The following is a 25,992-nucleotide window of genomic DNA, read 5'->3' on the forward strand; positions in this document are numbered from 1 at the left end:
TTAGGAGGAAGTAATAATGAATAACAATAAAAATAGATTAAAAGATAGACCTAAGACCAAATCTGAAAGGAGAAACATGCTTTCAGAGCATGGATCAGAACTAGGGATAAAAGATGGTCTTCATATAGGAGCAAAAGATAGTGGAAGCAATAGGACTAAGACATCAAAACTTTATAGCAAAGTAAAGAAAAAGGATTAAGCTTAAAGGAGCGATTAATTTGTAATTAGTCGCTCTTTTAAATTTAGACAAGGAAGGTAAATCAATGATAAGTGAAATATTAATAACAGGCATAGCAGTTGGTATTACATATAAATTTTTAAAAAGAGAAGCAACTACATTAGAAAAAATAGAATATAATATAGAAGATGAAAAGATACCTAAAGAATTTGATAATTATAAAATATTACAAATTAGTGATTTACATAATAAAACATTTGGAAAAGGTAATATAAAACTTATAGAAGAGATAGACAAAATAAATCCAGATATAATAGTAATTACTGGAGATTTAGTAGATGGAGAAAAAGATAATTTTAAAGTGGCTCTAGACTTAATTGATTATATATCTTGTAAATATAAAGTAGTCCATGTAGTTGGAAATCACGAGCAGAAATCTCTTAATAAGAAATATAAAAAAGAATATAAAGAATATTTTAGATTACTTAAAGATAAAGACATAATAGATTTAGATAATGATAAGATAAAAGTTAATAAAGGAAGTAGTTATATAAATTTATATGGGGTAGTAGTACCGCTAGAATATTATCCATATTTTTTCAGTAACTATAGAAATAAAAATAAAGCTTTAGATAAAAATTTCATGGATGAAAGTTTAGGTAAAATAGATAAAAATAGCTACAATATATTACTTGCTCATAATCCATTCTTTTTTGAAAATTATTCTAATTGGGGAGCAGATTTGGTACTTTCAGGACATGTTCATGGAGGAATAGTAAGGATACCTAAAATAGGAGGGGTGCTTTCACCAAATAGAGAGTTTTTCCCAAAATACGATTTAGGTGAATATAATCTTAATGGATCTAAGATGATTTTAAGTAAAGGATTAGGCGGTTCTAAGGTAGTAATAAGAATAAATTGTAAGCCTGAAATAGTACAAATAAACTTAAAGTCAAAAAAATAGTACTTATAAATAAAAAAGTTCTAACTGTTATAGTTAGAACTTAAATGGTGCCGAATGTGGGACTCGAACCCACACGATAATACTATCAACAGATTTTGAGTCTGTCGTGTCTGCCATTCCACCAATTCGGCAAGTATTAGTATATAAATATTGTAGCAACTTAATGAAACGTTTGCAACATATTTATGGTTAATATACTTTTAATATTATGGTAATATAAATAGTATAAGAGTGGTATATAATAACTATTATACTAGATAGACAAAAACTAGGAGTGATAAATTTGAATAAGAGATTAATTATAATAGATGGGAACTCTATAATAAATAGAGCATTTTATGCATTACCAGAAATGACTAATAAGGAAGGGCTAAGAACAAATGCTATATATGGATTTACAACAATGTTATTTAAGATAATAGATACATATAAGCCTACTCACATGAGTGTTGCATTTGATAGAAAGGCTCCTACATTTAGACATTTAGAGTTTGATGAATATAAAGCTGGAAGAAAGAAAATGCCAGATGAATTAAGAGAACAATTTGAACCATTAAAAGATTTATTGGACAAATTTAATATAAATAGATTAGAAATAGATGGTTATGAAGCTGATGATATAATAGGAACAGTATCAAGGCTAGGTGAAGAAAATGGATACAATGTATACATAGTTACAGGAGATAAAGATGCTATACAGTTAGCATCAGATAAGACTACAACTTTAATAACTAAAAAAGGTGTAGGAGAAGTTGAAGAGTATAATTTTGATTCTGTAATGGAAAAATATGAAATGACTCCAACTCAATTTATAGACTTAAAAGGTCTTATGGGGGATAAATCGGATAATATACCAGGGGTACCAGGTATAGGTGAAAAAACAGGGATAAAACTTATTAAAGAATATTCTAGCATAGAAAATATAATAGAAAATGTAGAAAACCTAAAAGGTAGTGTGAAAAAGAAAATAGAAGAAAATAAAGAACTTGCCATAATGAGTAAGAGGTTAGCTACTATAATAAGAGATGTGCCTATAGAAATAAATCTAGATGATTTAGAATATGGAGATTATGATAAAGATAAGGTAATAGAATCATTTAGGAATTTAGGTTTTACAAGTTTATTATCTAGACTATCTAGCATAGATGGAGGAAATGAAACAGAGGAAATTGAGTCTAATCTAAATATAAAAAAATTAGAAAATATAGACGCATTTATAAATGATATTAAAAAAGAAGGAAAGCTATACATAGATACTGTAAGTAGACAAGGGAACATATTAGAAAAAAATATTATACATATTTTTATAAGTGTAGATGGAACTAATATATATTATATAAATGAAGAAGAGATAAATAAGCTAGAAGAAGTACTTGTAAGTAAGGAAGTAAAGAAATTTGGATATAATTTAAAAGAGGATTATATAGCTTTAAGACCTTATAATATAAAATTAGAGAACATGCACTTTGATATAACAATAGCAGAGTATTTAATAGATTCAGCATCATCTACATCTTATGAATGTAGTGCAATAGCTATGAAATATCTTACTAAAAAAGTTAAGTCAAAAGAAGAGTTGCTAGGTAAGGGTGTAAAAGCAAAAAAATATGAGGATTTAGAATTAGAAGAGCTATGTGATTATATAGGAAAAGTTATAAATACAGTATATGAAGTATATCCTATAATGGAAAAAAGCATAAAAGAAAGTGAAATGGATGGATTACTTTATCATGTTGAAATGCCTTTAGTAGAAGTTTTAGGTGAGATGGAATATCAAGGAATAAAGGTTGATAAAGAAAAATTACATGAATTAGGTATAGAATTTAAAACTATAATTAAAAAATTAGAACAAGAAATATATGATATAGCTGGAGAAGAATTTAATATAAATTCACCAAAACAATTAGGTGTTATATTATTTGAAAAGCTAGAATTACCTATAATCAAGAAAACTAAAACAGGGTATTCAACAAATGCAGAAGTATTAGAGAAGCTAAGGGATAAAAGTCCAATAATAGATAAAATAACAGAGTATAGACAAATTGTTAAGTTAAATTCAACTTATGTTGAAGGCTTATTAGCTATAATAAATCCATTAGATGGTAGGATACATTCATCATTTAATCAAACTATAACTACAACAGGAAGAATTTCATCAACAGAGCCAAATCTTCAAAATATACCTGTTAAACTTGAAATGGGAAGAAACATAAGAAAGGTATTTATATCAGATGAAAGTTGTAGCTTAGTTGATGCGGATTATTCTCAAGTAGAATTAAGAGTATTAGCTCACATGAGTCAAGATGAAACTATGATAGAAGCATTTAAAAACAATGAAGATATACATACAAAAACAGCATCACAAGTGTTTAATGTTAATATGGATGAAGTTACAAGTAAGCAAAGAAGTGATGCAAAAGCTGTAAACTTTGGTATAGTTTATGGAAAAAGTGATTTTGGACTATCAGAGGATTTACATATACCTGTAAAGCAAGCTAAAGAATATATAGAAAACTACTTTAATAAATATAGTAAAATAAAAGATTTTATGGATAAGGTAGTAGAAAATGCAACAGAAAATGGATATATAACTACTATACAAAATAGAAGAAGATATATTCCAGAACTTAAATCAAGTAACTTTATGCTAAGAAATGCAGGTAAAAGAGCTGCAATGAACGCGCCTATACAAGGTAGTGCAGCTGATATAATAAAAATAGCTATGGTAAATGTTTACAAGAAGTTAGAAGAAAGACAATTAAAGTCAAAATTAATACTTCAAGTACACGATGAACTTATAGTAGAAGCTTATGATGATGAAGTAGAAGAAGTTAAAAAAATAGTTAAAGATGAAATGGAAAATGCAGTTAACATGGATGTGCATTTAGATGTAGATTTAAATATAGGTAATTCTTGGTATGAAACAAAGTAGGTGAGTATATGCTAATATTAGGACTTACAGGGAATATAGGCTGTGGAAAAAGTAGCCTATCTAATATATTTAAGAGTAAAAACATAGAAGTAATAGATGCAGATATAATTTCAAGGAATATATTTGAAGATAATTTGCTTCTTGAAGAAGTATTCGATAAATTTGGAATGTATATAAAAAGAGAAGATGGGACTTTAGATAGAAAGGCACTTGGTAATATAGTTTTCAACAATGAAGAAAAACTTATAGAATTAAATAATTTAACCCATCCTAAAATTTATGAGAAGATAATTAGTAAAATTGAAGAATATAGGTTAAAACATAACGATATTATTTTAATTGATGGAGCATTATTAATTGAAGGTGGATATTTAGATGTAGTAGATAAATTACTAGTTGTAACATGTAATCAAGATATACAGATAGAAAGAATACAAAAAAGGGATAATTGTACAAAAGATGAAGCTTTAAGTCGCATAATGTCTCAAATGAGTCAAGAAGAAAAAATCAAATATGCAGACTATACAATAGATAATTCCTATTCATTTGAAGAATTAGAGATAAAAGCTAACCAACTCATTGAATATATAAAGGAGAATTGGTGTGAATAATAAAAAGATACTTATAATATTATCTATCTCATTGATTATATTAACTGGTTTTTTAATAGAAACTAAAACAATACATAAAATCTTATACCCTAAAAAGTATTCAGATTATGTAGAAAGATACTCAAAAGAATTTAATATAGAAGAAAATTTAGTCTATAGTATTATGAAGGCTGAAAGTAAATTTAAAAAGGATGCCATATCTAATAAGGGAGCGAAAGGATTAATGCAAATAAGTGATATAACTAGAAATTGGGCTATAGATGAGCTTAATCTAGAAAATAATATAGATATATTTGATCCTGAAACTAACATAAAAATAGGATGTTGGTATTTAAATAAGCTATATAAAGAATTTGGAAACTTGGATTTAGTTGTAGCAGCATACAATGGTGGTTCAGGTAACGTTAATAAATGGCTTGGAAATAATGAGTATAGCAAGGATGGTAAAATGCTTCACAATATACCATTTACAGAAACATCTAACTATTTAGATAAAGTCAAAAATAATTATAAAAACTATAATAGTATATATGGCAAGGAAGGAAAAAACTAATGAAAAAAACTAAGGTTTTATCTATAATCCTAGTTATAGCAATGATTGTAGTAGGATGTAGTTCTAAAATTGAAACTGAAGATAAAAAAGAAAGTGGTAAGGGTGATATAAATTCAGATTATATAAATTTAACTATGGTAAAGCCCGAGACTATAAATCCTATATTAAACAAAGACAAGTCTGTTGGGTATGTAATGAATCTAATATATGATAGCTTATTTACAATAGACGAAAATTACAATGTAGTACCGCAACTAGTAAAAAAGTACTCAATTGAAAATGGTGGTAAGGAAATAAATATAAAACTAAAAGATGCAAAATGGCATGATAAAAGCCCAGTTACATCTAGTGATGTTAAGTTTACAGTAGATTTTATAAAAAAAAGTGAAGAAAATCCTTATAGTGAATTAGTGAAAAATATAAAATCAGTGCATATAATAAATGATAAAGAATTCAATATAAGCTTAAATGAAAATTATTCATTTTCTATAGAGACACTTATATTCCCTATATTATCTAAAAATAATTTATCTTCTTTATCTAAAAAAGATATAACTAATAATAAGAATAATTTAATAGGAAATGGACCTTACAAAATAGAAAAATATGAAGAACGAGACGGAATGTTCTTAACTAAAAATGAAGATTATTATAAAGAAATACCAAGTACAGCCAAAGATATAAGAGTAGGTATAGTTCCAGATCAAGAGGCACAAGTTGCTATGGTTATGGCGTTAGATAGTGATATAGCCAAGGTATCTTTAAATGATTTAAGTAAATTTCATGAAACTGAATTTAATATTACTAAATATGAAGGACGAGATTATGAGAATATAATCTTTAATTACGATAATCCAATATTATTAGACTCTAACTTAAGAAAAGCTATAGCATATTCAATAGATAAGAAAAAAATATTAGAAGAGGCTTATATGGGGGATGCTAATATTGTTAATTTCCCACTTAATACAAGTTCAAAATATTACAACAAAGATATAAAATCTATTAATTATAATAAAGAAAAAGCTAAAGAATATTTAAGTAAAGTTAAGTTTGATGGTGATAAGAGTAACTCAAAAGATCAAAAAGAAAACAAAAGTAATACAAAGAGTAATTCACAGATAAACTTAAAAATAGTTGTAAATAAGAATAATACAGATAGGGTAAAGTGTGCACATATTATTTCAGAAAATCTAAAAGCTATAGGAATAAAATCTGAGGTGGATGAACTAGAAGGTGAAGATCTTGAAAAAGCTATTTCTGGGAAAAAATATGACTTAGCACTAGTTGGATGGGAACTATCATTTATACCTGATGCAACTCCTATAATAAAAAGTTTAGATTATAAAGATGAAAAACTTAATGACTATATGGCTTCTTTAACAAGAGCAACTAGCGAAAGCCAAGTTAAAGACATATATGATTCTATACAAAAATATGTAAATAACAATGTGCCTATGATAAGTTTAGTTATAAGAAATGATTATATGGTTACAAATAGTAGAATAGAAGGTAAAATACAACCAAATGATTTTGACGTTTATGAGGGTATAACAAATTTAACTATAAAAAATAAGTAAATTAATAAAAAAATAATTGACTTAAAAAAGCAAAAGTCATATCCTTTATAATATAAAGGATATGCGGAAATGGCGGAATAGGCAGACGCACTATCTTGAGGGGGTAGCGAGCTTATGCTCGTGCGGGTTCAAGTCCCGCTTTCCGCACCATTAGAAAGTAGACATTATGTCTACTTTTTTTATACAAGGATTTATATTGGAATTAAATATTATTAATTTTTTTGAGAAAAATATAGACACAAGTTATAAAAAGTATGATAAAATACCCTTATAGGGTATATAAGGAGGTAATTACTATGAGAAAAAAATTACTTATAGATGGAATGAGCTGTGGACATTGTGTTAATCATTTAAAAACAGCATTAAGTGAAGATATACAAGGTGTAAATGTAATAGAAGTTAATCTAGAAGGTAAATATGCTATAGTAGAAATGGATGATTCAGTAAGTAAAGATGAATTAAAATCTGTTATAGAAGATATAGGTTATGAATTAGTTGGAATTGAATAAAAAAATATGCACAACTGTTAACTTACAGTTGTGCATATTTTTTTGTATATAATGTAAAAAATAATATTTTGAGCAATGGACAAAGTTATTTGCGACATGGGCGAAGTGAAATTTTTATATAAGATTTTTGAAATAAAAAAAGACTTCTATTGGGGGAAATAATAGAAGTCTAAATGGGGGAGATTGAGTATGTTTGATTTTACATTAATATTATGTCCTTATATCAATAATATATACATAAACAATATAAAAAATCATTCGTATAATTAGAAATCCAATAGCAAAATTCACAATTAAAAAAACTTTTGAATATAATATAAATAATTAAGGGGGGAGTGTCGTGGATGAAAGAGGATATAGAGATGATTTAAAAAAAATTGTACTTGAAATGACTCAAAAAGATTTAGAAGGAAATGCATCTCAGAGAGGTATAAAAAAATACCTTGAAGGAAATATAGATAAAATAATAAATGAAAATATAAAAAAAGCATCGAGTGGTATGTCTTGTAACAATGTATATTTAAATATATTGAAAAATGGATCTAATGAGAAAAATATATCCTTAATTGTAAAGTCTATAAAATCAGAAGATTTGTTTAAATCCAAAAAAGAATTAATTAAGTTTGCTAGATACTTAGGTATAAATGCCACAACAAAAAACTCTTACAATAGTATATTAAGAAGAATAGCTAGCCATATTTATTCAAATAGAAGTGAGTATTCCAAAAGATATTTTTCATATCAAAGAGGAGATAGAGAATATATTTTAGAGCCTGAAAGAATAAAAGAAGACTTAATTGAAAGTTATAAATCAAAAGCTAGAAATGATATGAAGTCTATAGCTAAATTGCTAGAAATAAGTGTTGATGATGAAGATAATGCGGAGGATATAAGAAGAAAGGTTATAAATTATATTATGAAAGAAAAGTTAAATAAAAAATAAATATAAAATTAAAGACGTCTTTGAGACGTCTTTAATTTTATAAAAAGGCATATAATATAAAATAAAACTATGATAGGAGTTGATATGTATAAAAATCAGAAAGATAATAAGTCTTGCATGTGTATTTATATGTATAGCTATAAGTGTAGTTATAGAAATAGTTTATCTTCCACCTAAAAAAGAATTAAAAGTAGTTAGTTACAATATACATAGTGGGCTAGATAAAAATATGTTTCCTACATTATTTGATATTATAGATTTTTTAAGAGTATGTAACGCAGATATTATTTGTCTTCAAGAAGTAAATGAATCTGCTAAGGCTGGATTTCAAGTAAGTAGTTTTAAAGAAGAGTTAAAAATGTATTCTCATTTTGGTGCAAACGTAACAAAACTTGGATCTAATTATGGGTTGGTTACATACTCTAAATATCCTATAAAATATGAAAATCATATATATTTAAGTAGCAAAAGAGAACAACGGGGGATGCTTCATACAGTAGTAAATGTAAAAGGAAGTAAGTTAAATATTATAAACGTACATCTTGGACTTGGGAATGAAGAAAGAGAGAGGCAGCTCAATGAACTTATAGAATTTATAAATACATTAAATAAAGAGCCATATATAGTTGTTGGTGATTTTAATCAAGGCAATATAGGTGTCGATAAAAATATTTTAAGAGATGTAGCTATAGAATTAGAAAAGTCAAACATATTAACCTTTGCAACGGGGCTTGATAGAATAGATTATATATTTGTATCTAATAATATTGAAATATTAGACTATGATGTGTTAATAAAGAGTATGTCAGATCATTACCCTATAATAGCTAAGATAAGGATATAAATTAATACAAAATAGTTATTTTCTATATTAAAGCCAAAAATTAATCATAATCTGTACAACCCTAAAATATATATTAGTAATAATAGTTTTAGGGGGGGACAAACTAATGAATAAAAGAAAAACTATATATAGAGGTTTTAATAAAAGACGAAAGAAAAAAACGTTAAGATTAATTTTAATTATGATTCCTGTTATATCAATAGGAACATTTGGAGCTATTAAATTAAAAAATAGTGATATTGTAAAAATTATGGATGAAAAGATTGCATCTCTTAAAAGTATAAATATTAAAGAGGACAAGTTTAAAGGATTTGAAGACTTTGGAATAAAAGAAGTTTCTGAAGAAAATAACAAAGAAGAAGTTGAAAAAAAAGTTGTAAAAGAAGCTAGTGAAAAAGTAGAAGGAGATGTTAAAGTAGCTATAGCAGATTCTTGGAGTTTATATACTATTCAAGTGGCATCAATAGATAATGAAAATGAAATGAATAAAATAGAAGCTAAATTGAATGAAAATAATTTACCTTTTTCTGTTATAGAAGTTGATGGAACAAAAAAAGTACAGACGTATTCATCATTTAGCAAAGATTCATTAAAAAATAATATAGATAGTGTTAAAAAAGTTTTTGATGATGCATTTATATCAGAACTTGAAGTACCAGTATTATCTATGAAGTATACAAGTAAGTACTCATATTTAGGTGAATTATCAAATTTTTTAAATGAATTGGTATCTAATTTTAAGTTAGAATCAGAATTTTGGGATAAAAGTAATGAAAATATTGATGTAAAAGAATATAAAAAAATATTAACAGATAGAAAAAATATAGTGGCTAATATGAAAAAAGAGGCCGATAAAATTGATTATAAACCAGCTGATTTATTTAAAGAGAATTTAATTAAGTATATTGATGGTTTGGATGAAAAAATAAATATCTCTGTTGAATCTATAGAAAAAGGAGAATATAGTATGGCAAAAAGCCTATATTTATCATCAATGCAGGGATATTTTACGTTTATAACATCAATAAGTAAGGCTTAAAAGGACTGTTTTATTAACAGTCTTTTTAAGTTGATAAAGTTTTAACAATAGTTAAGTTTTAATATGAGATATAGTATACTTATACTAAGGGATAGGAATGTTTAAATACATAAGTAAGGGGGTAAAGGAATGAAACTCTTAACTTTCAAAGGAGGAATACATCCTCCATATAAAAAAGAGTACTCAGAGAAAAAAGCTATTGAAATAGCTAAGTCACCAAAGGTAGTTTATATACCACTTCAACAGCATATTGGTGCACCTGCTAAAGAGATAGTTAAGGTTGGGGATTTAGTAAAAGTTGGTCAAAAAATAGGTGAGCAACAAGGATTTGTTTCTTGTAACGTACATTCTTCTGTATCTGGTAAAGTAATAGCTATAAAAGAACATGAATTAGCTGGTGGAAGAGGCACATGTATTGTTATAGAAAACGATTTTAAGGAACAAATACACGAAAGCATAAAACCTAAAGGGAATTTAGAAGATTTAAGTAAAGAAGAAATTGTATCAATAATAAAGGAGGCTGGAATAGTTGGTATGGGAGGAGCTACTTTTCCAACTCATGTAAAGCTATCACCACCACCAGATAAGAAAATTGATACTGTTATATTAAATGGAGCTGAGTGTGAACCATATCTAACAGCAGATCATAGGCTAATGCTTGAAAATCCAGAAGATGTAGTTTATGGATTAAAAGTACTTATGAAATCTTTAAATGTATCAAAGGGATATATAGGAATTGAAGTAAATAAACCTGATGCAATTTCTGCAATAGAAAAAGAAGCTCAAAAATATGATGATATTGAAGTTGTAGGTCTAGAAGTTAAGTATCCACAAGGGGCAGAAAAACAACTTATATATGCATGTACTAAAAGGGAAGTTCCATCCGGTGGGCTACCTATGGATGCAGGGGCAGTAGTAAATAATGTGGGAACAGCAGCACAAATTGCTAAAACTATAAAAACAGGAATGCCATTAATAGAAAGAATTACTACTGTTACAGGTAGTTGTATAAATGAACCAAAAAATTTAGTTACAAAAGTTGGAACACTAGTATCAGAGATAATAGACCAATGTGGAGGCTTTAAAGAAGATAAGATAGTTGGTAAGGTAATAATGGGTGGCCCAATGATGGGACTAGCGCAGTATACAATAGACATACCTACAAATAAGGGAACATCAGGTATATTATGTTTAGACGATGAAGAGTCTAAAACACCAAAACCACAAAACTGCCTAAGATGTGGTAAATGTCTAACAGTATGTCCAGCATTTTTACAACCGTTATATATAAGTGCTTATTCTTTAAAAAATGATTTTGAAAGTGCAGAACGTTATAGAGCTTTAGACTGTATAGAGTGTGGATCTTGTTCATTTGTTTGTCCAGCAAGAAGACCACTACTTCAATCAGTAAGAAATGCAAAAAGAGAAATTATTTCAAATAGAAGAAAAGAATCAGCTAAAAAATAATTGGGTCTAGGGGGAATTTAAATGAATAATAAATTGATTGTATCGTCTTCTCCGCATGTGAGAAGTAACCAAGATACGTCTTACATAATGAAACAAGTTATAATAGCTTTACTACCTGCTATGGCATCAGCAGTGTTTCTTTACAGATTAAGTGCATTAAATGTAATTTTCTTCTGTACAGTAGGAGCAGTAGGATGTGAATTTTTATATCAAAAATTAACTAAACAAGATGTTACTATAGGAGATTTTTCAGCAGTAGTTACAGGAATATTATTAGCATTTAATGTGCCAGCATCTCTTCCGTGGTGGATGTGCATATTAGGTTCAGCATTTGCTATAATAGTGGTTAAAATGGTTTTTGGTGGAATAGGAAATAACTTTTTAAACCCAGCATTAGGTGCAAGGGCATTTTTACTAGCATCATTTCCAGTGGCTATGACAGCTTGGACGATACCTGGAGTTAACTGGGTAAGTTCGGGAAATATAGATGCATATACAACAGCGACTCCATTAAGTTTTCTAAAAAGTGGAGCAATAGGCATATCAGAATTAACATCAAATGGAATTAGCCTAACAGATATGGTAATAGGTAATATAGGAGGATGTATAGGGGAAACATCATCTATATTCATAGTACTAGGTGGGCTTTATCTAATCTATAAGGGAATAATAAATTACATAATTCCAGTATTTTACATAGGAACAGTTTTTATATTAGCATTTATACTAGGAGGATTTGACATAAACTTTGCTATATATCAATTAGCGGCAGGTGGACTTATGTTAGGTGCATTTTTTATGCTTACAGATTACACAACATCACCTATGTCCAAAGCAGGTCAAATTGTTTATGCTATTTTAGCAGGAGTTATAACTATAGTTATAAGAATGTATGGTGGATACCCAGAAGGAGTTTCATATTCTATATTATTAGCCAATGTAGCTACTCCACTTATAGACAAATACATGAAAGGTAGAGTATTTGGGGAGGTGGCTAAATAATGAAAAATATATTAAGGCTAGGAGCCATATTATTTACAATATGTGCAGTAGCAGCTTTAGCACTTGGGTTTATAAATCAAATAACAGCGCCAATTATTGAAGATAGAAATATACAAGCAAACAATGAATTAAGACAATTAGTGCTTGAAGACGCAACAGAATTTAAGCAATTAGATAAAAAGGTAATAGAAAATATCGATGGATTAGAAGAGGGGATAGTATCAGAAGTATATGAAGGTATTAGTGGAAGTGATGTTGTTGGATATACTATAAAAACTTTACCTAGCGGATATGGTGGGGTTATGGAAGTTATAGTAGGGATATCAAAAGATGGAAAAATAACAGGAGTAAATATTGGAAATATGGCTGAAACTCCAGGGCTTGGAACGAAAGCAAATGAACCTAATTTTAAAGGGCAATTTAGTGAAAAAGAAGCCAAAGAACTTAGTGTAGTAAAAGGTAGTGCAACAAGTGATAATCAAATAGCTGCGATTTCAGGGGCTACAATAACATCTGAAGCTGTAACTAGGGGAGTTAATGCAGCAATAAAAGTATTTAATGAAAGCTTGAATAAATAGGGGGAAGAATATGAGATTAGGTAAAATATTCAAAAATGGTTTAATAGATGAAAACCCAGCCTTTGTCCAAGTAATAGGTATGTGTCCAACATTAGCTGTTACAACATCAGCTATAAACGGATTAGGTATGGGATTATCTACAACAGCAGTTTTGATTTGTTCAAATATAGTTGTTTCATTAATTAGAAAGATAGTGCCAGATAAAATAAGAATACCAGCATTTATAGTAGTAATAGCAACGTTTGTTACAATAGTTGGTATGCTTTTAAAGGCATATGTGCCTTCACTTGATAAAGCACTAGGGCTTTTTATACCTTTAATAGTTGTAAACTGTTTAATATTAGCACGTGCAGAAAGTTTTGCATCTAAAAATGGTTCTGTTGAATCAGCTGTAGATGGATTAGGTATGGGACTTGGGTTTAGTTTAGCATTAACAGTTTTAGGAACTATAAGAGAAATACTTGGAAATGGAAGTATATTTGGAATGAGTATATTTGGAGCTTCATTTGAACCTATATTGCTATTTATACTTCCTCCTGGAGCCTTTTTAACATTAGGTTTTCTTTTAGCAGGATTTAATAAAATAAGAAGTAAAAAAGCGTAGGGGGGTGGATTAAATGAATTTAGTACTTATATTTTTAAGTGTAGTTCTTGTTAATAACGTTATAACAAGTCAGTTTTTAGGTATATGTCCATTCTTAGGAGTTTCTAAAAAAGTTGATACTGCATTAGGTATGGGAGCAGCAGTTACTTTTGTTTTAACATTAGCATCAATAATAACATACTTTATACAAGAACTATTGGTTATAACTAATAATGAATTTTTACAAACTATAGCGTTTATACTAGTCATAGCATCTATAGTTCAATTTGTTGAGATGGTAATACAAAAAATGAGTCCAGCCTTATATCAAGCGTTAGGTGTATTTTTACCATTAATAACAACTAACTGTGCAGTTTTAGGTATAGCTTTAGTGAATGTAAATGAGGGGTATAACTTAATTGAAACTATAGTTAACGGATTTGGTGCAGGTATAGGATTTACATTAGCTATAGTATTATTTGCGGGAATAAGAGAGAGATTAGAACTAGCAGATATACCAGAAAGTTTTAAAGGGTTCCCTATAACACTTATATCAGCAAGTTTAATGTCTATTGCTTTTTTAGGATTTGCTGGATTAATAAAGTTATAAAATAGGGGGGATAATATGTCTATACTTAATTCGATTTTTGTTTTAGGAGGTATGGGACTTATATTTGGAGCAATACTTGCATATGCTTCTAAAAAGTTTTATGTTGAGGTAGATGAAAGAGTTGAAAAAATATTAAGTATACTTCCAGGAGCTAATTGTGGAGGATGTGGATTTCCAGGATGTGGGGGATTAGCAAATGCAATAGTAGAAGGAAATGCCCCTGTAAATGGATGTCCTGTTGGAGGTTCTGATTGTTCTTTAAAAATAGGAGAAATAATGGGAATATCATCTCAAGAAGGTGAGAAAGAAGTAGCAAAGGTTATATGTAAAGGAAGATGTGATGTAGCAAAAGATAAATATACATATGAAGGTATTTATGACTGCAGATCAGCAGCTACATTGAACTCTGGAGCTAAATTATGCAAATATGGATGTTTAGGTCTTGGAACATGTAAAGATTATTGTAAATTTGGTGCTATATCTATAATAGATGGATTAGCAGTAATAGATGAAGAAAAATGTGTAATGTGTGGAAAATGTATTGAAGTTTGTCCAAAGGGAATAATATCGAAAAAGCCAGCAAAACAAGAAATTGTAGTTGAATGTAACAGTAAAGATTTTGGAAAAGAAGTTAAGGAAAAATGTAGTGCTGGATGTATAGGATGTGGAATTTGTGCTAAGGCATGTAAATTTGATGCAATAGAATTTGAAAATAAAATTGCTAAAGTAAACTATGATAAATGTGTAGGGTGTATGGTATGTGTTGAAAAATGTCCAACCAAAGTTATACAAGGTAGCTTAGAAAATAGAAAAAAAGTTATGATAGAAGAAAGCTTATGTATAGGTTGTACTATTTGTAAAAAGCAATGCAAGTTTGACGCCATAGAAGGTGAATTAAAAGGTAAGCATAAAGTTGATAAGGAAAAATGCGTTGGATGTCATTTATGCTTAGAAAAATGTCCTAAAAAGGCTATTAAAACTATATAATATGGATAAGATAAAGGTATGGTTTTTTCCATACCTTTATTTTTTATGGAATTATAATAAATTTATAAATAAATAAAATCTACTCATTGAAATATAACAATTATGTTACAAAAATCGTTCGACATTTGTGTTGAATTTTTTACAATATAATGATAGACTAAATAAGTACAATTCTAAGTACCAAATGAGGTGATAAAATGAATATAATCTTAGCATCAGCATCTCCTAGAAGGAAAGAAATTCTAGAAAATATCAACGTAAAATTTGATATAGTTAAAAGTGATATAGATGAGGTTATATTAGAGGATGAGTTACCACCTCAAGTGGTAATGAGACTTGCATTTGAGAAAAGTATGGATGTAGCAAAATCTAATCAGGAGTCTTTGGTTATAGGAGCAGATACAATTGTTGTGTTTAATAACACAATATTAGGGAAACCAAAGGACAAAGAAGATGCTAGAAATACTATTAAGTTATTATCTGGAAATACTCATGAAGTAATAACAGGTATTAGTTTAATTAATTTAAGTGCAAATAAAAAAATAATCGATTATGTAGTTAGTAAAGTTAAATTTAAGGACTTATCAGAAGATGATATAAATGATTATATTAATACTGGTGAGTCATTAGATAAAGCTGGAGCATATGGAATTCAAGGGTATGGATCATTACTAATTGAGGAGATACAAGGTGATTACTTCAATATAGTTGGATTACCTATATCAAAGTTAAGTGATTTAGTCAAAATGCACTTTGATATAAACTTTTTTTATGGAGGATGATATAACTGAAGGACTCTTTTGATGTTAAAATGACTTTAAAGAATATGACATTAGAAGAAAGACCTAGAGAAAAGATGCTTGTTAAAGGAGAAAAATGCTTATCTAATTCAGAGTTGTTAGCAATTATTATCCGAACAGGCACTAAATCAAAAAATGCTATTGAATTAGCTAATTATATCATAAATAAAGACACTCAAGGTATAAGATACCTAAAGGATATGACCATAGAAGAGTTATGTGAAATAGATGGAGTAGGACTATCTAAAGCAACGCAAATAAAGGCAGCGCTAGAACTAGGGTCTAGAATCGCTAGTTTTAAGCCTAGTCGATATAAGGTAAAAAACCCTTGGGATATATACAAGTATTATATGGATATTTTAAGATATGAAAAGCAAGAGGTTTTTAAGGTGGTTCTTTTAAATACGAAAAATGAAATAATATCAGATGTAGAAGTATCAAAAGGTACTTTAAATTCTTCTTTAGTACATCCAAGAGATGTATTTAGAGAGGCTATAAAACGAAGTACAAATAAGATAATTCTAATGCACAATCATCCATCTGGTTCTGTCGAGCCATCAAATGAAGATAAAAACATTACATCAAGACTTATTAAGTGCGGAGAACTAATAGGAATAGAAGTAATAGATCATATAATCATAGGTGACGGATTATATTTTAGCTTTAAAGAGAGTATGATAATCTAATTGGATATAGTAAGGAAGGAGAATTAAGTATGTCTAAGGAAAAAAAAGAAAAAAAAGAGAAAAAAGGGTTAATGTCGATGTTTGGATTTAAAAAGATGACAAAGGATATGGGTATAGATTTAGGTACAGCAAATACTTTAGTTTATATAAAAGGACAAGGTATAGTAGTAAGAGAACCATCTGTTGTTGCTATAAGAGATGATAGCAAGGAAGTTTTAGCAGTTGGAGAAGAAGCTAAAAAGATGATAGGTAGAACACCAGGTAATATAGTAGCTATAAGACCTATGAAAGATGGGGTTATAGCTGATTTTGATGTTACATCAGCAATGCTTAGTTACTTTATACAAAAAGCAGCAGCTAAAAAGGGTGTAGTAAGTCCTAGAATAGCAATATGTGTACCTTATGGCGTTACAGAAGTAGAAAAAAGAGCTATAGAAGAAGCTGCAAGACAAGCAGGAGCAAGGGATGCATACTTAATAGAAGAACCTATGGCAGCTGCTATAGGAGCTGGTCTTAGAGTTGAAGAGCCAGAAGGAAATATGGTTGTAGATATCGGTGGAGGTACTACTGAAATAGCTGTTATATCTTTAGGAGGTATAGTTACTGCTAAGTCAATAAGAATTGGTGGGGACGAGTTTGATGAGTCTATAGTAGCATATGTTAAAAAAGAATATAACTTAGCTATAGGGGAAAGAACAGCTGAAGATGTTAAAATAAGCATAGGATCAACATTTAAAGGTGATCAAGAAACTAATATGCAAATAAGAGGTAGAGACTTAATATCAGGTCTTCCTAAAACAATAGAAATAGGATCAGCAGAAGTTAGAGATGCTTTAAAAGAGCCTATAAACTCAATAGTAGATGCGATAAAATCAACTTTAGAAAAGACACCACCAGAATTAGCATCAGACATAATGGAAAATGGAATAATGTTAACTGGAGGGGGAGCATTACTTAGAGGTCTTGATAAGTTAGTTAAACAAGAAACAGGCATGCCTGTTACAATAGCAGAAAGCCCACTAGATTGTGTTGCTTTAGGTACTGGTAAATCAGTAGAAGACCAAGAAATATTTGAAAAAGTATTAATGATGAATGCAAGAAAGTAATTAAAAGTTGGTGATATCTTTGAGATTTGATAACAATAAAAAAGGGAAGAAAAAGATCAACGTTAAAGTGATAGCAACAGGAACTGTTGCTATCACTTTAATTGGAATTATAGGAATATCAATAGGTAAATTTTCAGGTAGAAATCCAATAGGTCCTGGACCTATTTTAGATGCTGTATCTGCTGTAGAATCGACATTTAATAAAGGTTTTAAATTCCTAGGTGATGGCCTTGGTGATCTAATTAATTATAAGAAAAATGCTAATAAAATAGATAAGCTAGAAAAAGAAAAGAATGAGTTAAAATTAGAAATAGCTGAATTGAATAAAAAACTAGATGAAGTAGAATCACTAGAAAGTTTAAAAAAATCATTAAACTTTATAGACGAAAAGTACGAAGCTAAGTCTGTAGCAGCTAGTGTTGTCTCAAAAAATGATGGCAATTGGTACGAAAGTTTTGTACTAAGCGCTGGTAGTGCAGATGGAGTTAAAAAAGATAGTTTAGTAGTAAATGGTAATGGTTTAGTTGGTATGGTATATGAAGTTTCTAAAAACTATAGCAAAGCAGTTTCATTACTTGATAGTAAATCATCAGTAAGTTTTAGACTATTAAAAGACTCTAAATTTAAAGGCGTATTAACTCAAAACTCTACTTTAGATAATAAGGAAAACTACAAAAATAAAGGATATTTATATGGATATATGTTTGATAGTAATTATGATGTAATCCCAGGAGATGTAATTGTAACATCAGGGCTTGGGTTATATCCAGAAGGTATACCTATAGGTGAAGTTGATAAAGTTATAGATGACAAGAATAAATCTATGAAATCTGTAGTTGTTAAACCTTATGCTGATTTTAAAAATATAGATGATGTTAAAATCATTGAACCTAGAAATATAAGATAAAGGAGACTATAGATATGAAAAGAGTTTTACTTTGTCTTTTAGGTATTTTGTTAGTTATAGTAGAAGGTAGTGTTACTAACTATATAAATATATTTAGCGTGAGCTTTAATATAGTAATAATATATATGACTATTATATCTCTGTATTTAGATGAATTAGAAGCAGGTATAATAGGTGCTATAGTAGGTTTAACTAAAGATATAGCCGTAGGTGGAATATTTGGAGTTAATGGTTTAATATTATTTTTAACTTCTTACACAATAAGCCATTTAAAAGATAAAATATACAAGGAAAGTAGTATGACTATATTTGCGCTAGTTTTTTTAACTACGCTAGTTGATTCTATTGTAAATATAGCAACCACTATCTTGGTTTATAATAGCTATGGAATAGTTAAGTTACTGATTGTAGGAATTTTAATAATGCCTACTTTAAATAGCCTTTTAAGTATTATTTTATACAAAATATCTAAAAAATCTATATTAAAACTAAAAGAAGATTAGTTGGTGATTTAATGGAGAAAAACAAAAAGATAGATAGATTATTGATAATAAAGAGAATCATCATATGTGTATTTATAGTTATTTCCTTTAAAATATTATATATGACTATTTTTAGACATGACTATTATAAAGAATTAGCTGAAAATAAGACATATAAGGAATTACCTATAAAAGCTCCAAGGGGAGAAATAAGAGATAGATATGGACGTCTAATTGCAGGAAATAAAAATTTATTTACTGTACAAGTATCTGCAGATGGTATAAGCAAAAAAGGCGCAGATGGTAAGCCTATGGCTAATGAAATATCATTAGACATAATTAATCTTTTAGAGTCTAATAAAGAGCAATATATAGATGAATTCCCTATATACTTTAAAAATGGTAAATTCTATTATACGTTTGATGATAAAATAGATAAATACAAAGAAGAAGAAGGTATACCAAAAGAATTAAATGCTAAAGAAAGTTTCTACTTTATTGTAGATAAGCTAATTAGTGAAGGTGTACTTACGAAAGAAGATAGAAATTTAGACCCTAGTAAGCTACAAAAAAAGCTTAATGAAAATGGAGAATATCCTCCTATACTTGTAAGTAAATGGATGTTTACTGAAGAAAAGAATAAAAAAGATTGGTTAGAAAGCTATAAAATAAAAAATCCTGATATTAGTGCTAAAAATGCATTTAGAGATATTAGAAATGACTATAAGATAGACCCTAAGCTAAGTAATACGGACGCTAGAAAAATACTTATAGTTAGAGACCTTATAAAATCTCAAGGTTATTCTAGATATAATCCAGTTACCATTGCAAAAGATATAAATCAAAATACAATATCTCAAATTGAGGAAAAAGGAATGGAACTTCCAGGGGTATCTGTGGCAGTAGAGCCAGTTAGATATTACCCAGAAACAAATTTAGCTTCTCACATAATAGGTCATATGGGTAAAATGCCATATAATCAAGAAGAGAAATATCTAAATCCTGAAAAAGAAGGTAAAAAGTACTCAAAGGGAGATACAGTAGGTATAACTGGTGTTGAAAAGAGTTATGAAGAGAAGCTTAAAGGTGTTGATGGGCATAAAAAAGTTCAAGTAGATGCACTAGGTAGAGTAACAAAAGAACTAGATGTACAAGAACCGCAATCAGGAGATACTGTATATCTAAGTATAGATAAAGACCTACAAGAAGTAGCTCAAGATGTATTAAAGAGAACTATAGATGTAGCTAGAACAGCAGGAACTTTCAAAAGTCCTTTTGGAAATAAAAGTTTTTCACAAGCTGCACCTCGTGCAAATTCAGGAGCTGTAGTAGCTATAGATGTAAAAACTGGGGATGTATTAGCTATGGCTAGTTATCCAGATTACGATCCTAATAAATTTGTAAATGGTATATCTTATGAAGACTATGAAAAATTACAACCTAAAAATAAAAATGATGTACTAGCACCTAACGCTCAAGTAAACTTAGCTACTCAAGGGGTATTCCAACCAGGTTCTACATTTAAAATGGTTACAGGTATGGCAGCTATAGATAATGGAATGAATCCAAATTACACAATAAATGATCCAGGTGTTATAATGCTTGGAAATAGACCATTTGCCGATTATGTATGGCATAAGTCAAGAAGTAATCATGGAGCAACAAATTTATACAAAGCTATACAAGAATCATGTAATATCTACTTCTACACAATTGGTAGTGGTGAAAATAGAGTAGGTGGGAAAGACCCTAATGTAAAAATAGGTCCAAATGATACTCTTAAATATGCTAAATTATTTGGATTAGATGATTATACAGGTCTTAATGACGAAATAGATGAAAAAAAGGGTAGTGTACCAAGTATAGAAACTAAATTAAAATCAGCTAAAGCTTTACTTAGAACATTTTTAGAGAAAGAAATGAAAAATAAGTTTACTGATATAACTAAGGAAAAGAATGAAGCTGAGTATGAAAAAAGAATAGATGAAATTGTTAGTTGGGCAGACGAACCAACTACAGTCACTAGAGGTGAAGCTATTGAAAGGCTTGCTAAGTTAAATGTTAAAGAAAAAGACATAGAGCCTTTAGCTGATGAAATAGTGTTTAATCACTTAAAATTTGCTAAATGGAGTATAGCAGATACATTTAACTTATCTATAGGACAAGGTGAGAATCAATATACGCCAGCTCAAATGGCAAGATATACTGCAGCCATAGCAAATGGTGGTGATTTAGTTGATTTATCAGTTATAAATAGAGTTGTACCTAGTGATTATAAATCTGTTGATATTGATGAAAATAAAAAAGAAAAGATACCATTTAAAAATAGTGAAAATCTAAAGCATATAACTGAAGGTATGAAGAGAGTTACGACTTCAAGTTCTGTTAAGAGTTTATTTAAGAACTTCCCTGTTAGTGTAGCAGCAAAAACAGGAACAGCTGAAAAAAGTGGTAAGATACCTACAGAAAATGAGGTTGATTATTTAAAAAGCCATATGGGATCTTATGGAGTGGCTTTAGATCAAGCGCTAAGTCTTGCGGAAACTCTTAAAGAGGGAAGAGAGCAAGAGTTATCAGAGGAAAGAGAAAAAGAATTAAAAGAAGAACTAAAATCTAAAGATATAACTGAAGAAAGAAAGAAAGAAATAGAAGAAGAATTAAAAGAAGGTGTAAGCGTTAAATTAGATAAAAATGATGATAAAATAAACGCTGCATACCTAAGAAAAGCTATAAAACAATTAAACCCTAAAATAACAGATAAAGAAATAGATAGATATAAAGCAGATTATGATTCTTTTGCATGGAGTGTAGGGTTTGCACCAGCAGATGATCCAGAGATAGCAGTTGTATGTATGATACCTCAAGGTGATTCAAGTACTTATGCAATGTTACCTGTAAGAGAGTTAATAGGAACATATCTTGGATTGACAGATGATTATTTAGCAGCTAATAAAGGTACTGCCAAGAAAGAAGAAAGTAGTAATAAATCGAATAATGATGATATAAATTTTGCTTCTCAGATGAAAAAATAAGAGGAAAAAAATATTTTTTGAAGAATATATAAAAATGATACATTACTCTGGAGGTTGTTATGTCTTTTAAAGAGTTTAGTACCAGAGAACTTGTGGAGTTCAAGGGTAGCAAAAGAGGGATAATTGTAAATATAAAGAAAGAAGCCTCTTTTGAAGAAATAAAACAAAGTATAATAAACAGGCTAGAGTCATCAGTAGGATTTTTTAATGGAGCTAAAATATGTGAGATTAATTGTGATTGTTTAAGTGATATACAAATTTTAGAGATAAAAGAACACATATCATCAAGGTTTGATGTTGAATTTATTGATGATGAGTATAAAAAAGAAAAGTATGAATTTAAAACAAAATATGTCAATAATCTAAGATCTGGTGAAAACATAGAGTTTGATGGAGATGTAGTAGTTATGAATGATATGAAATCAGGATCACAAGTAAGCTCAAAGTCAAATGTAGTAGTTATGGGAAATGTAGATCCAGGTGCAAGAATAGTAGCTAATGGAAATGTTATAATAATGGGAAGTGTTAAGGGGTTTGTCCATGCAGGTTCAGATGGAAATGAAAGTGCTTATGTAGTAGCTAACCACCTAGATGCTAGAATATTACAAATAGCAAATAATATAGCTGAAGCTCCAGAAGATGAGTTTTTTGAAGGAAAAACAATTAATCCAGAAATAGCTTTTGTAAGCGATGGAACTATAGTCATAGAAAACTATTCAAATAAAGTTTAAAAATAAGTATTAATCCATAGGGGGTAGTAACATGAGTGAAGTTATTGTCATAACGTCTGGTAAAGGCGGAGTAGGAAAGACTACTACCGCAGCAAACTTAGGAACTGCTTTAAGTTTGGAAAATAAAAAAGTAGTTATAGTAGACGCAGATATTGGTCTTAGAAATTTAGATGTAGTAATGGGACTTGAAAATAGAATTGTTTATGATATTGTTGATGTTGTAGAGGGAACATGTAGATTAAAACAAGCTTTAATCAAAGATAAAAGATTTGAAAATTTATATTTACTTCCAGCAGCTCAAACAAGAGATAAAAATGCAGTATCTGTTGAGCAAATGCATGATTTATGCCAAAAACTTAGAGAAACATTTGATTATGTATTAATAGATTGCCCTGCCGGTATAGAACAAGGATTTAAAAACGCCATAGCAGGAGCAGACAGAGCGATAGTAGTAACTAATCCGGAAGTTTCTGCAGTAAGAGATGCAGATAGAATAATAGGATTATTAGAAGCCAATGAGATAAAAACTATAGAATTAGTGATAAATAGAATAAGACACGATATGGTAAGACGTGGAGACATGATGGACAAGCAGGACATAATAGAAATATTGGCTATAAAGCTATTAGGATTAGTTCCAGATGATGAAAGTATAATTGTATCTACAAATAAAGGTGAACCTGCAATACTTGATTCAAAATCATTAGCAGGACAAGCTTACAAAAATATAACACAAAGAATATTAGGTAATGATGTACCTATACTAGAAATAGAAGCAGAAAGTGGATTTTTTAGCAAAATAAAGAAGATGTTTGGTATGGCTAAGTAGCAAAGGGGGGAGTATATTCATGTTAGACTTATTTAAAGTTTTTTCAAATGAATCTAAAACTAGTAAATCAGTAGCAAAAGAAAGATTAAAGTTAGTTTTAGTGCATGATAGAGCGGATTGTTCTCCAAAGTTTTTAGAGCTTATAAAGACAGATATACTTAAAGTAATAGCGAATTATGCTGAAATAGAAGAAGATGGACTGGAAATTAAAATGTCTAAAACCAGAGGAGAAGATGATGATATGCCAGTATCTGCATTAATCGCTAATATACCACTAAAGAATTTAAAGGATAGAAATATATAATAGACTAAATGGGGGATTGTTAAGTCCCCCATATTTTAATATACTAAATATAAGACAAAAGACATTAGGAAGTTGGTGAAAATGTGATTGAATATAAGTCAACCGTTAAGTTAATAAAACAACTAGACTGGAAGCTAATAGCTACTGTTTTAGCAATATTTGGATTTGGATTAGTTGTATTAAGTAGTGCAACTCATGCCCATATGACAGGAAATTATGGACAGATATACAAACAAGGATTAGGTTTTGGCCTAGGTATGGTTATGGTCATTGGAATATTATTAATAGACTATAATTTTTTAGGAAAGTACTATAAGGCTTTATATATAGTTAGTTTAATTTTACTGGCTATAGTATTAATACCAGTAATTGGTGCGTCAAGAGGAGGAGCTAGATCTTGGTTAAATTTAGGTCCTTTAGATTTTCAAACTTCAGAAATAGTTAAGTTTACATTTATATTAAGCTATGCAAAGATAGTAGAATCAAAAAAAGGTAAACTTAATAATTTAAAGGAGATAATACCTGTTGTGATGTATGCAGTTCCTTTTATAGGATTATTATTTGCTCAGCCAGACTTAGGTACAGCTATAGTATTTAGTTGTATAATAGGTGGAATGTTGTTTACAGCAGGGCTTGATATGAAACTGATAAAAAGAGTTATAATAGGTGTTTTAGTAGCAGCACCACTTATGTATATGGTAATGGCGCCGCATCAAAAGGAAAGAATAGATGCTTTCTTACATCCTGATGATCCAACTAAAAAGGGTAATTATCAGGTTATGCAGTCAATGATAGCTATAGGGTCAGGAGGAGTAACAGGTAAAGGACTATACGGTGGTACACAAAGCCAGGAGGATTTCTTACCTGTTCAGGAAAGTGACTTCATATTTGCAGTCATAGGAGAAGAACTAGGAGCTATAGGTATGATAGCTGTTTTAGTTTTATATGCAATATTCTTGATACGAATGCTTATTATAGCAAAAGAAGCAAAAGATTTTTATGGAACCTTAATTGTAGTTGGGGTTATGAGTATGTTTGCATACCAGATAATACAAAATATTGGTATGACAGTAGCTTTAATACCGGTTACAGGGGTAACATTACCATTCATAAGTTATGGAGGAAGTTCACTTTTAACATCTTTAGCAAACTTAGGACTGGTACTAAATGTATGTATGAGAAGAAAGAAAATTAACTTTTAGATAAAGTCAAAATATAAACGGGAGGGAATATGAATATAGCATTAATAGCACATGATGAAATGAAAAATACAATGGTAGGATTTTGTATAGGATATGAAGAAATTCTTAAAAAGTATAAGGTGTATGCAACTGGAACAACTGGAAAAATAATAATGGATGCTACAGATATTAATATAACTAGGTTAGCTTCAGGACCTTTAGGAGGAGATCAGCAAATAGGATCATTAGTAGTTTCTCAAGATATAGATTTAGTGATCTTTCTAAGAGATCCTCTTACATCTCAAGCTCATGAGCCGGATATACAAGCCTTAATTAGATTGTGTGATGTATATCATGTACCAGTAGCTACAAATTTAGCATCAGCAGAGATTTTTATAAAAGCTTTAGATAGGGGAGAGCTTTCTTGGAGAGAAGTTAGAAAAACTAAAAGTCAAAGAGTATAAAAATAAGCACCTAATATTAGGTGCTTATTTTTATACTCTTTTAATATGAAGAAGTTTATTAATTTTTGTAAGTAACTAAAAAAGTACCTC

General features: G+C 29.3%; 27 protein-coding genes and 2 tRNA genes. 28 read left to right on the forward strand and 1 reads right to left on the reverse strand.

Annotated elements, in window-relative coordinates:
- The first annotated feature begins 16 nt into the window (after nucleotides 1-16).
- Both FRIFI_RS02445 and FRIFI_RS02450 read left to right on the forward strand, forming a co-directional pair.
- Nucleotides 17-199 carry a hypothetical protein gene (locus FRIFI_RS02445; RefSeq protein ID WP_092927298.1) on the forward strand — a complete coding sequence of 61 codons (183 nt, stop codon included), beginning with the start codon at nucleotides 17-19 and terminating at the stop codon, nucleotides 197-199.
- Between the two features lie 64 nt (nucleotides 200-263).
- On the forward strand, nucleotides 264-1,142 hold the full coding sequence (locus tag FRIFI_RS02450) for a metallophosphoesterase (protein WP_092927296.1): 879 nt from the start codon (nucleotides 264-266) through the stop codon (nucleotides 1,140-1,142).
- A 45-nt stretch (nucleotides 1,143-1,187) separates the two neighbouring features.
- Here the strand turns inward: FRIFI_RS02450 and FRIFI_RS02455 are convergent.
- Nucleotides 1,188-1,273 (reverse strand) — tRNA-Leu (locus FRIFI_RS02455).
- Between the two features lie 152 nt (nucleotides 1,274-1,425).
- Here FRIFI_RS02455 and polA point away from each other — a divergent pair.
- The 26 genes from polA (at nucleotide 1,426) to mgsA (ending at nucleotide 25,902) form a co-directional block, all read left to right on the forward strand.
- Nucleotides 1,426-4,074 carry a DNA polymerase I gene (polA, locus tag FRIFI_RS02460; protein ID WP_166504892.1) on the forward strand — a complete coding sequence of 883 codons (2,649 nt, stop codon included), beginning with the start codon at nucleotides 1,426-1,428 and terminating at the stop codon, nucleotides 4,072-4,074.
- 8 nt (nucleotides 4,075-4,082) lie between these two features.
- Complete coding sequence (coaE, locus tag FRIFI_RS02465) at nucleotides 4,083-4,685, forward strand: dephospho-CoA kinase (protein ID WP_092927292.1); 603 nt, start codon at nucleotides 4,083-4,085, stop codon at nucleotides 4,683-4,685.
- On the forward strand, nucleotides 4,678-5,238 hold the full coding sequence (locus FRIFI_RS02470) for a lytic transglycosylase domain-containing protein (protein ID WP_092927290.1): 561 nt from the start codon (nucleotides 4,678-4,680) through the stop codon (nucleotides 5,236-5,238). The genes coaE and FRIFI_RS02470 overlap by 8 nt, the downstream gene beginning before the upstream one ends.
- Nucleotides 5,238-6,818 (forward strand): ABC transporter substrate-binding protein, encoded by a 1,581-nt coding sequence (locus tag FRIFI_RS02475; protein WP_166504893.1) that lies wholly within the window; start codon nucleotides 5,238-5,240, stop codon nucleotides 6,816-6,818. The genes FRIFI_RS02470 and FRIFI_RS02475 overlap by 1 nt, the downstream gene beginning before the upstream one ends.
- A gap of 63 nt (nucleotides 6,819-6,881) precedes the next feature.
- A tRNA-Leu gene (locus FRIFI_RS02480) sits at nucleotides 6,882-6,968 on the forward strand.
- Nucleotides 6,969-7,114: 146 nt separating this feature from the next.
- Nucleotides 7,115-7,327: a heavy-metal-associated domain-containing protein gene (locus FRIFI_RS02485; protein WP_092927286.1), complete on the forward strand. Its 213-nt coding sequence runs from the start codon at nucleotides 7,115-7,117 to the stop codon at nucleotides 7,325-7,327.
- A 340-nt stretch (nucleotides 7,328-7,667) separates the two neighbouring features.
- Nucleotides 7,668-8,270, forward strand: a complete 603-nt coding sequence (locus tag FRIFI_RS02490) for a hypothetical protein (protein ID WP_092927284.1) — start codon at nucleotides 7,668-7,670, stop codon at nucleotides 8,268-8,270.
- A gap of 79 nt (nucleotides 8,271-8,349) precedes the next feature.
- Nucleotides 8,350-9,114: an endonuclease/exonuclease/phosphatase family protein gene (locus FRIFI_RS02495; RefSeq protein ID WP_242871349.1), complete on the forward strand. Its 765-nt coding sequence runs from the start codon at nucleotides 8,350-8,352 to the stop codon at nucleotides 9,112-9,114.
- A gap of 106 nt (nucleotides 9,115-9,220) precedes the next feature.
- Complete coding sequence (locus FRIFI_RS02500; RefSeq protein ID WP_166504894.1) at nucleotides 9,221-10,153, forward strand: hypothetical protein; 933 nt, start codon at nucleotides 9,221-9,223, stop codon at nucleotides 10,151-10,153.
- Between the two features lie 129 nt (nucleotides 10,154-10,282).
- Complete coding sequence (gene rsxC / locus FRIFI_RS02505) at nucleotides 10,283-11,620, forward strand: electron transport complex subunit RsxC (protein ID WP_166504895.1); 1,338 nt, start codon at nucleotides 10,283-10,285, stop codon at nucleotides 11,618-11,620.
- 21 nt (nucleotides 11,621-11,641) lie between these two features.
- Nucleotides 11,642-12,622 (forward strand): RnfABCDGE type electron transport complex subunit D, encoded by a 981-nt coding sequence (locus FRIFI_RS02510; RefSeq protein ID WP_092927278.1) that lies wholly within the window; start codon nucleotides 11,642-11,644, stop codon nucleotides 12,620-12,622.
- Nucleotides 12,622-13,200, forward strand: coding sequence for an RnfABCDGE type electron transport complex subunit G (locus FRIFI_RS02515; RefSeq protein ID WP_092927276.1), 579 nt, complete (start codon nucleotides 12,622-12,624; stop codon nucleotides 13,198-13,200). The genes FRIFI_RS02510 and FRIFI_RS02515 overlap by 1 nt, the downstream gene beginning before the upstream one ends.
- Before the next feature lie 10 nt (nucleotides 13,201-13,210).
- The gene (gene rsxE, locus FRIFI_RS02520; protein WP_092927274.1) at nucleotides 13,211-13,804 is read left to right on the forward strand and encodes an electron transport complex subunit RsxE; all 594 of its coding nucleotides are present in this window, start codon (nucleotides 13,211-13,213) and stop codon (nucleotides 13,802-13,804) included.
- Nucleotides 13,805-13,817: 13 nt separating this feature from the next.
- Nucleotides 13,818-14,393, forward strand: a complete 576-nt coding sequence (gene rsxA / locus FRIFI_RS02525) for an electron transport complex subunit RsxA (protein WP_092927272.1) — start codon at nucleotides 13,818-13,820, stop codon at nucleotides 14,391-14,393.
- A 15-nt stretch (nucleotides 14,394-14,408) separates the two neighbouring features.
- Nucleotides 14,409-15,380: an RnfABCDGE type electron transport complex subunit B gene (locus FRIFI_RS02530; RefSeq protein ID WP_166504896.1), complete on the forward strand. Its 972-nt coding sequence runs from the start codon at nucleotides 14,409-14,411 to the stop codon at nucleotides 15,378-15,380.
- Nucleotides 15,381-15,577: 197 nt separating this feature from the next.
- Nucleotides 15,578-16,162: a Maf family protein gene (locus FRIFI_RS02535; RefSeq protein ID WP_166504897.1), complete on the forward strand. Its 585-nt coding sequence runs from the start codon at nucleotides 15,578-15,580 to the stop codon at nucleotides 16,160-16,162.
- 44 nt (nucleotides 16,163-16,206) lie between these two features.
- Nucleotides 16,207-16,866, forward strand: a complete 660-nt coding sequence (radC, locus tag FRIFI_RS02540) for a RadC family protein (RefSeq protein ID WP_141664395.1) — start codon at nucleotides 16,207-16,209, stop codon at nucleotides 16,864-16,866.
- 29 nt (nucleotides 16,867-16,895) lie between these two features.
- On the forward strand, nucleotides 16,896-17,972 hold the full coding sequence (locus tag FRIFI_RS02545) for a rod shape-determining protein (RefSeq protein WP_092927265.1): 1,077 nt from the start codon (nucleotides 16,896-16,898) through the stop codon (nucleotides 17,970-17,972).
- Nucleotides 17,973-17,982: 10 nt separating this feature from the next.
- Nucleotides 17,983-18,879 carry a rod shape-determining protein MreC gene (gene mreC, locus FRIFI_RS02550; protein WP_240276287.1) on the forward strand — a complete coding sequence of 299 codons (897 nt, stop codon included), beginning with the start codon at nucleotides 17,983-17,985 and terminating at the stop codon, nucleotides 18,877-18,879.
- Nucleotides 18,880-18,893: 14 nt separating this feature from the next.
- On the forward strand, nucleotides 18,894-19,382 hold the full coding sequence (mreD, locus tag FRIFI_RS02555) for a rod shape-determining protein MreD (RefSeq protein WP_092927261.1): 489 nt from the start codon (nucleotides 18,894-18,896) through the stop codon (nucleotides 19,380-19,382).
- Between the two features lie 11 nt (nucleotides 19,383-19,393).
- Nucleotides 19,394-22,393, forward strand: coding sequence for a penicillin-binding transpeptidase domain-containing protein (locus FRIFI_RS02560; RefSeq protein WP_092927259.1), 3,000 nt, complete (start codon nucleotides 19,394-19,396; stop codon nucleotides 22,391-22,393).
- Nucleotides 22,394-22,452: 59 nt separating this feature from the next.
- Nucleotides 22,453-23,124 (forward strand): septum site-determining protein MinC, encoded by a 672-nt coding sequence (locus tag FRIFI_RS02565; RefSeq protein ID WP_092927257.1) that lies wholly within the window; start codon nucleotides 22,453-22,455, stop codon nucleotides 23,122-23,124.
- Nucleotides 23,125-23,155: 31 nt separating this feature from the next.
- A complete protein-coding gene (gene minD, locus FRIFI_RS02570) occupies nucleotides 23,156-23,953 on the forward strand; it encodes a septum site-determining protein MinD (protein ID WP_092927255.1) in 798 nt (265 codons plus the stop codon).
- Between the two features lie 19 nt (nucleotides 23,954-23,972).
- A complete protein-coding gene (gene minE / locus FRIFI_RS02575) occupies nucleotides 23,973-24,257 on the forward strand; it encodes a cell division topological specificity factor MinE (RefSeq protein WP_092927253.1) in 285 nt (94 codons plus the stop codon).
- 83 nt (nucleotides 24,258-24,340) lie between these two features.
- Entirely contained in the window at nucleotides 24,341-25,459 is a 1,119-nt protein-coding gene (gene rodA / locus FRIFI_RS02580; protein WP_092927251.1) for a rod shape-determining protein RodA, read from the forward strand.
- A gap of 29 nt (nucleotides 25,460-25,488) precedes the next feature.
- Nucleotides 25,489-25,902 carry a methylglyoxal synthase gene (gene mgsA, locus FRIFI_RS02585; RefSeq protein WP_166504898.1) on the forward strand — a complete coding sequence of 138 codons (414 nt, stop codon included), beginning with the start codon at nucleotides 25,489-25,491 and terminating at the stop codon, nucleotides 25,900-25,902.
- The last annotated feature ends 90 nt before the right edge of the window (nucleotides 25,903-25,992 follow it).

Origin of the sequence: Romboutsia hominis (assembly GCF_900002575.1) — a bacterium.
Taxonomy (GTDB): Bacteria; Bacillota; Clostridia; order Peptostreptococcales; family Peptostreptococcaceae; genus Romboutsia_C; species Romboutsia_C hominis.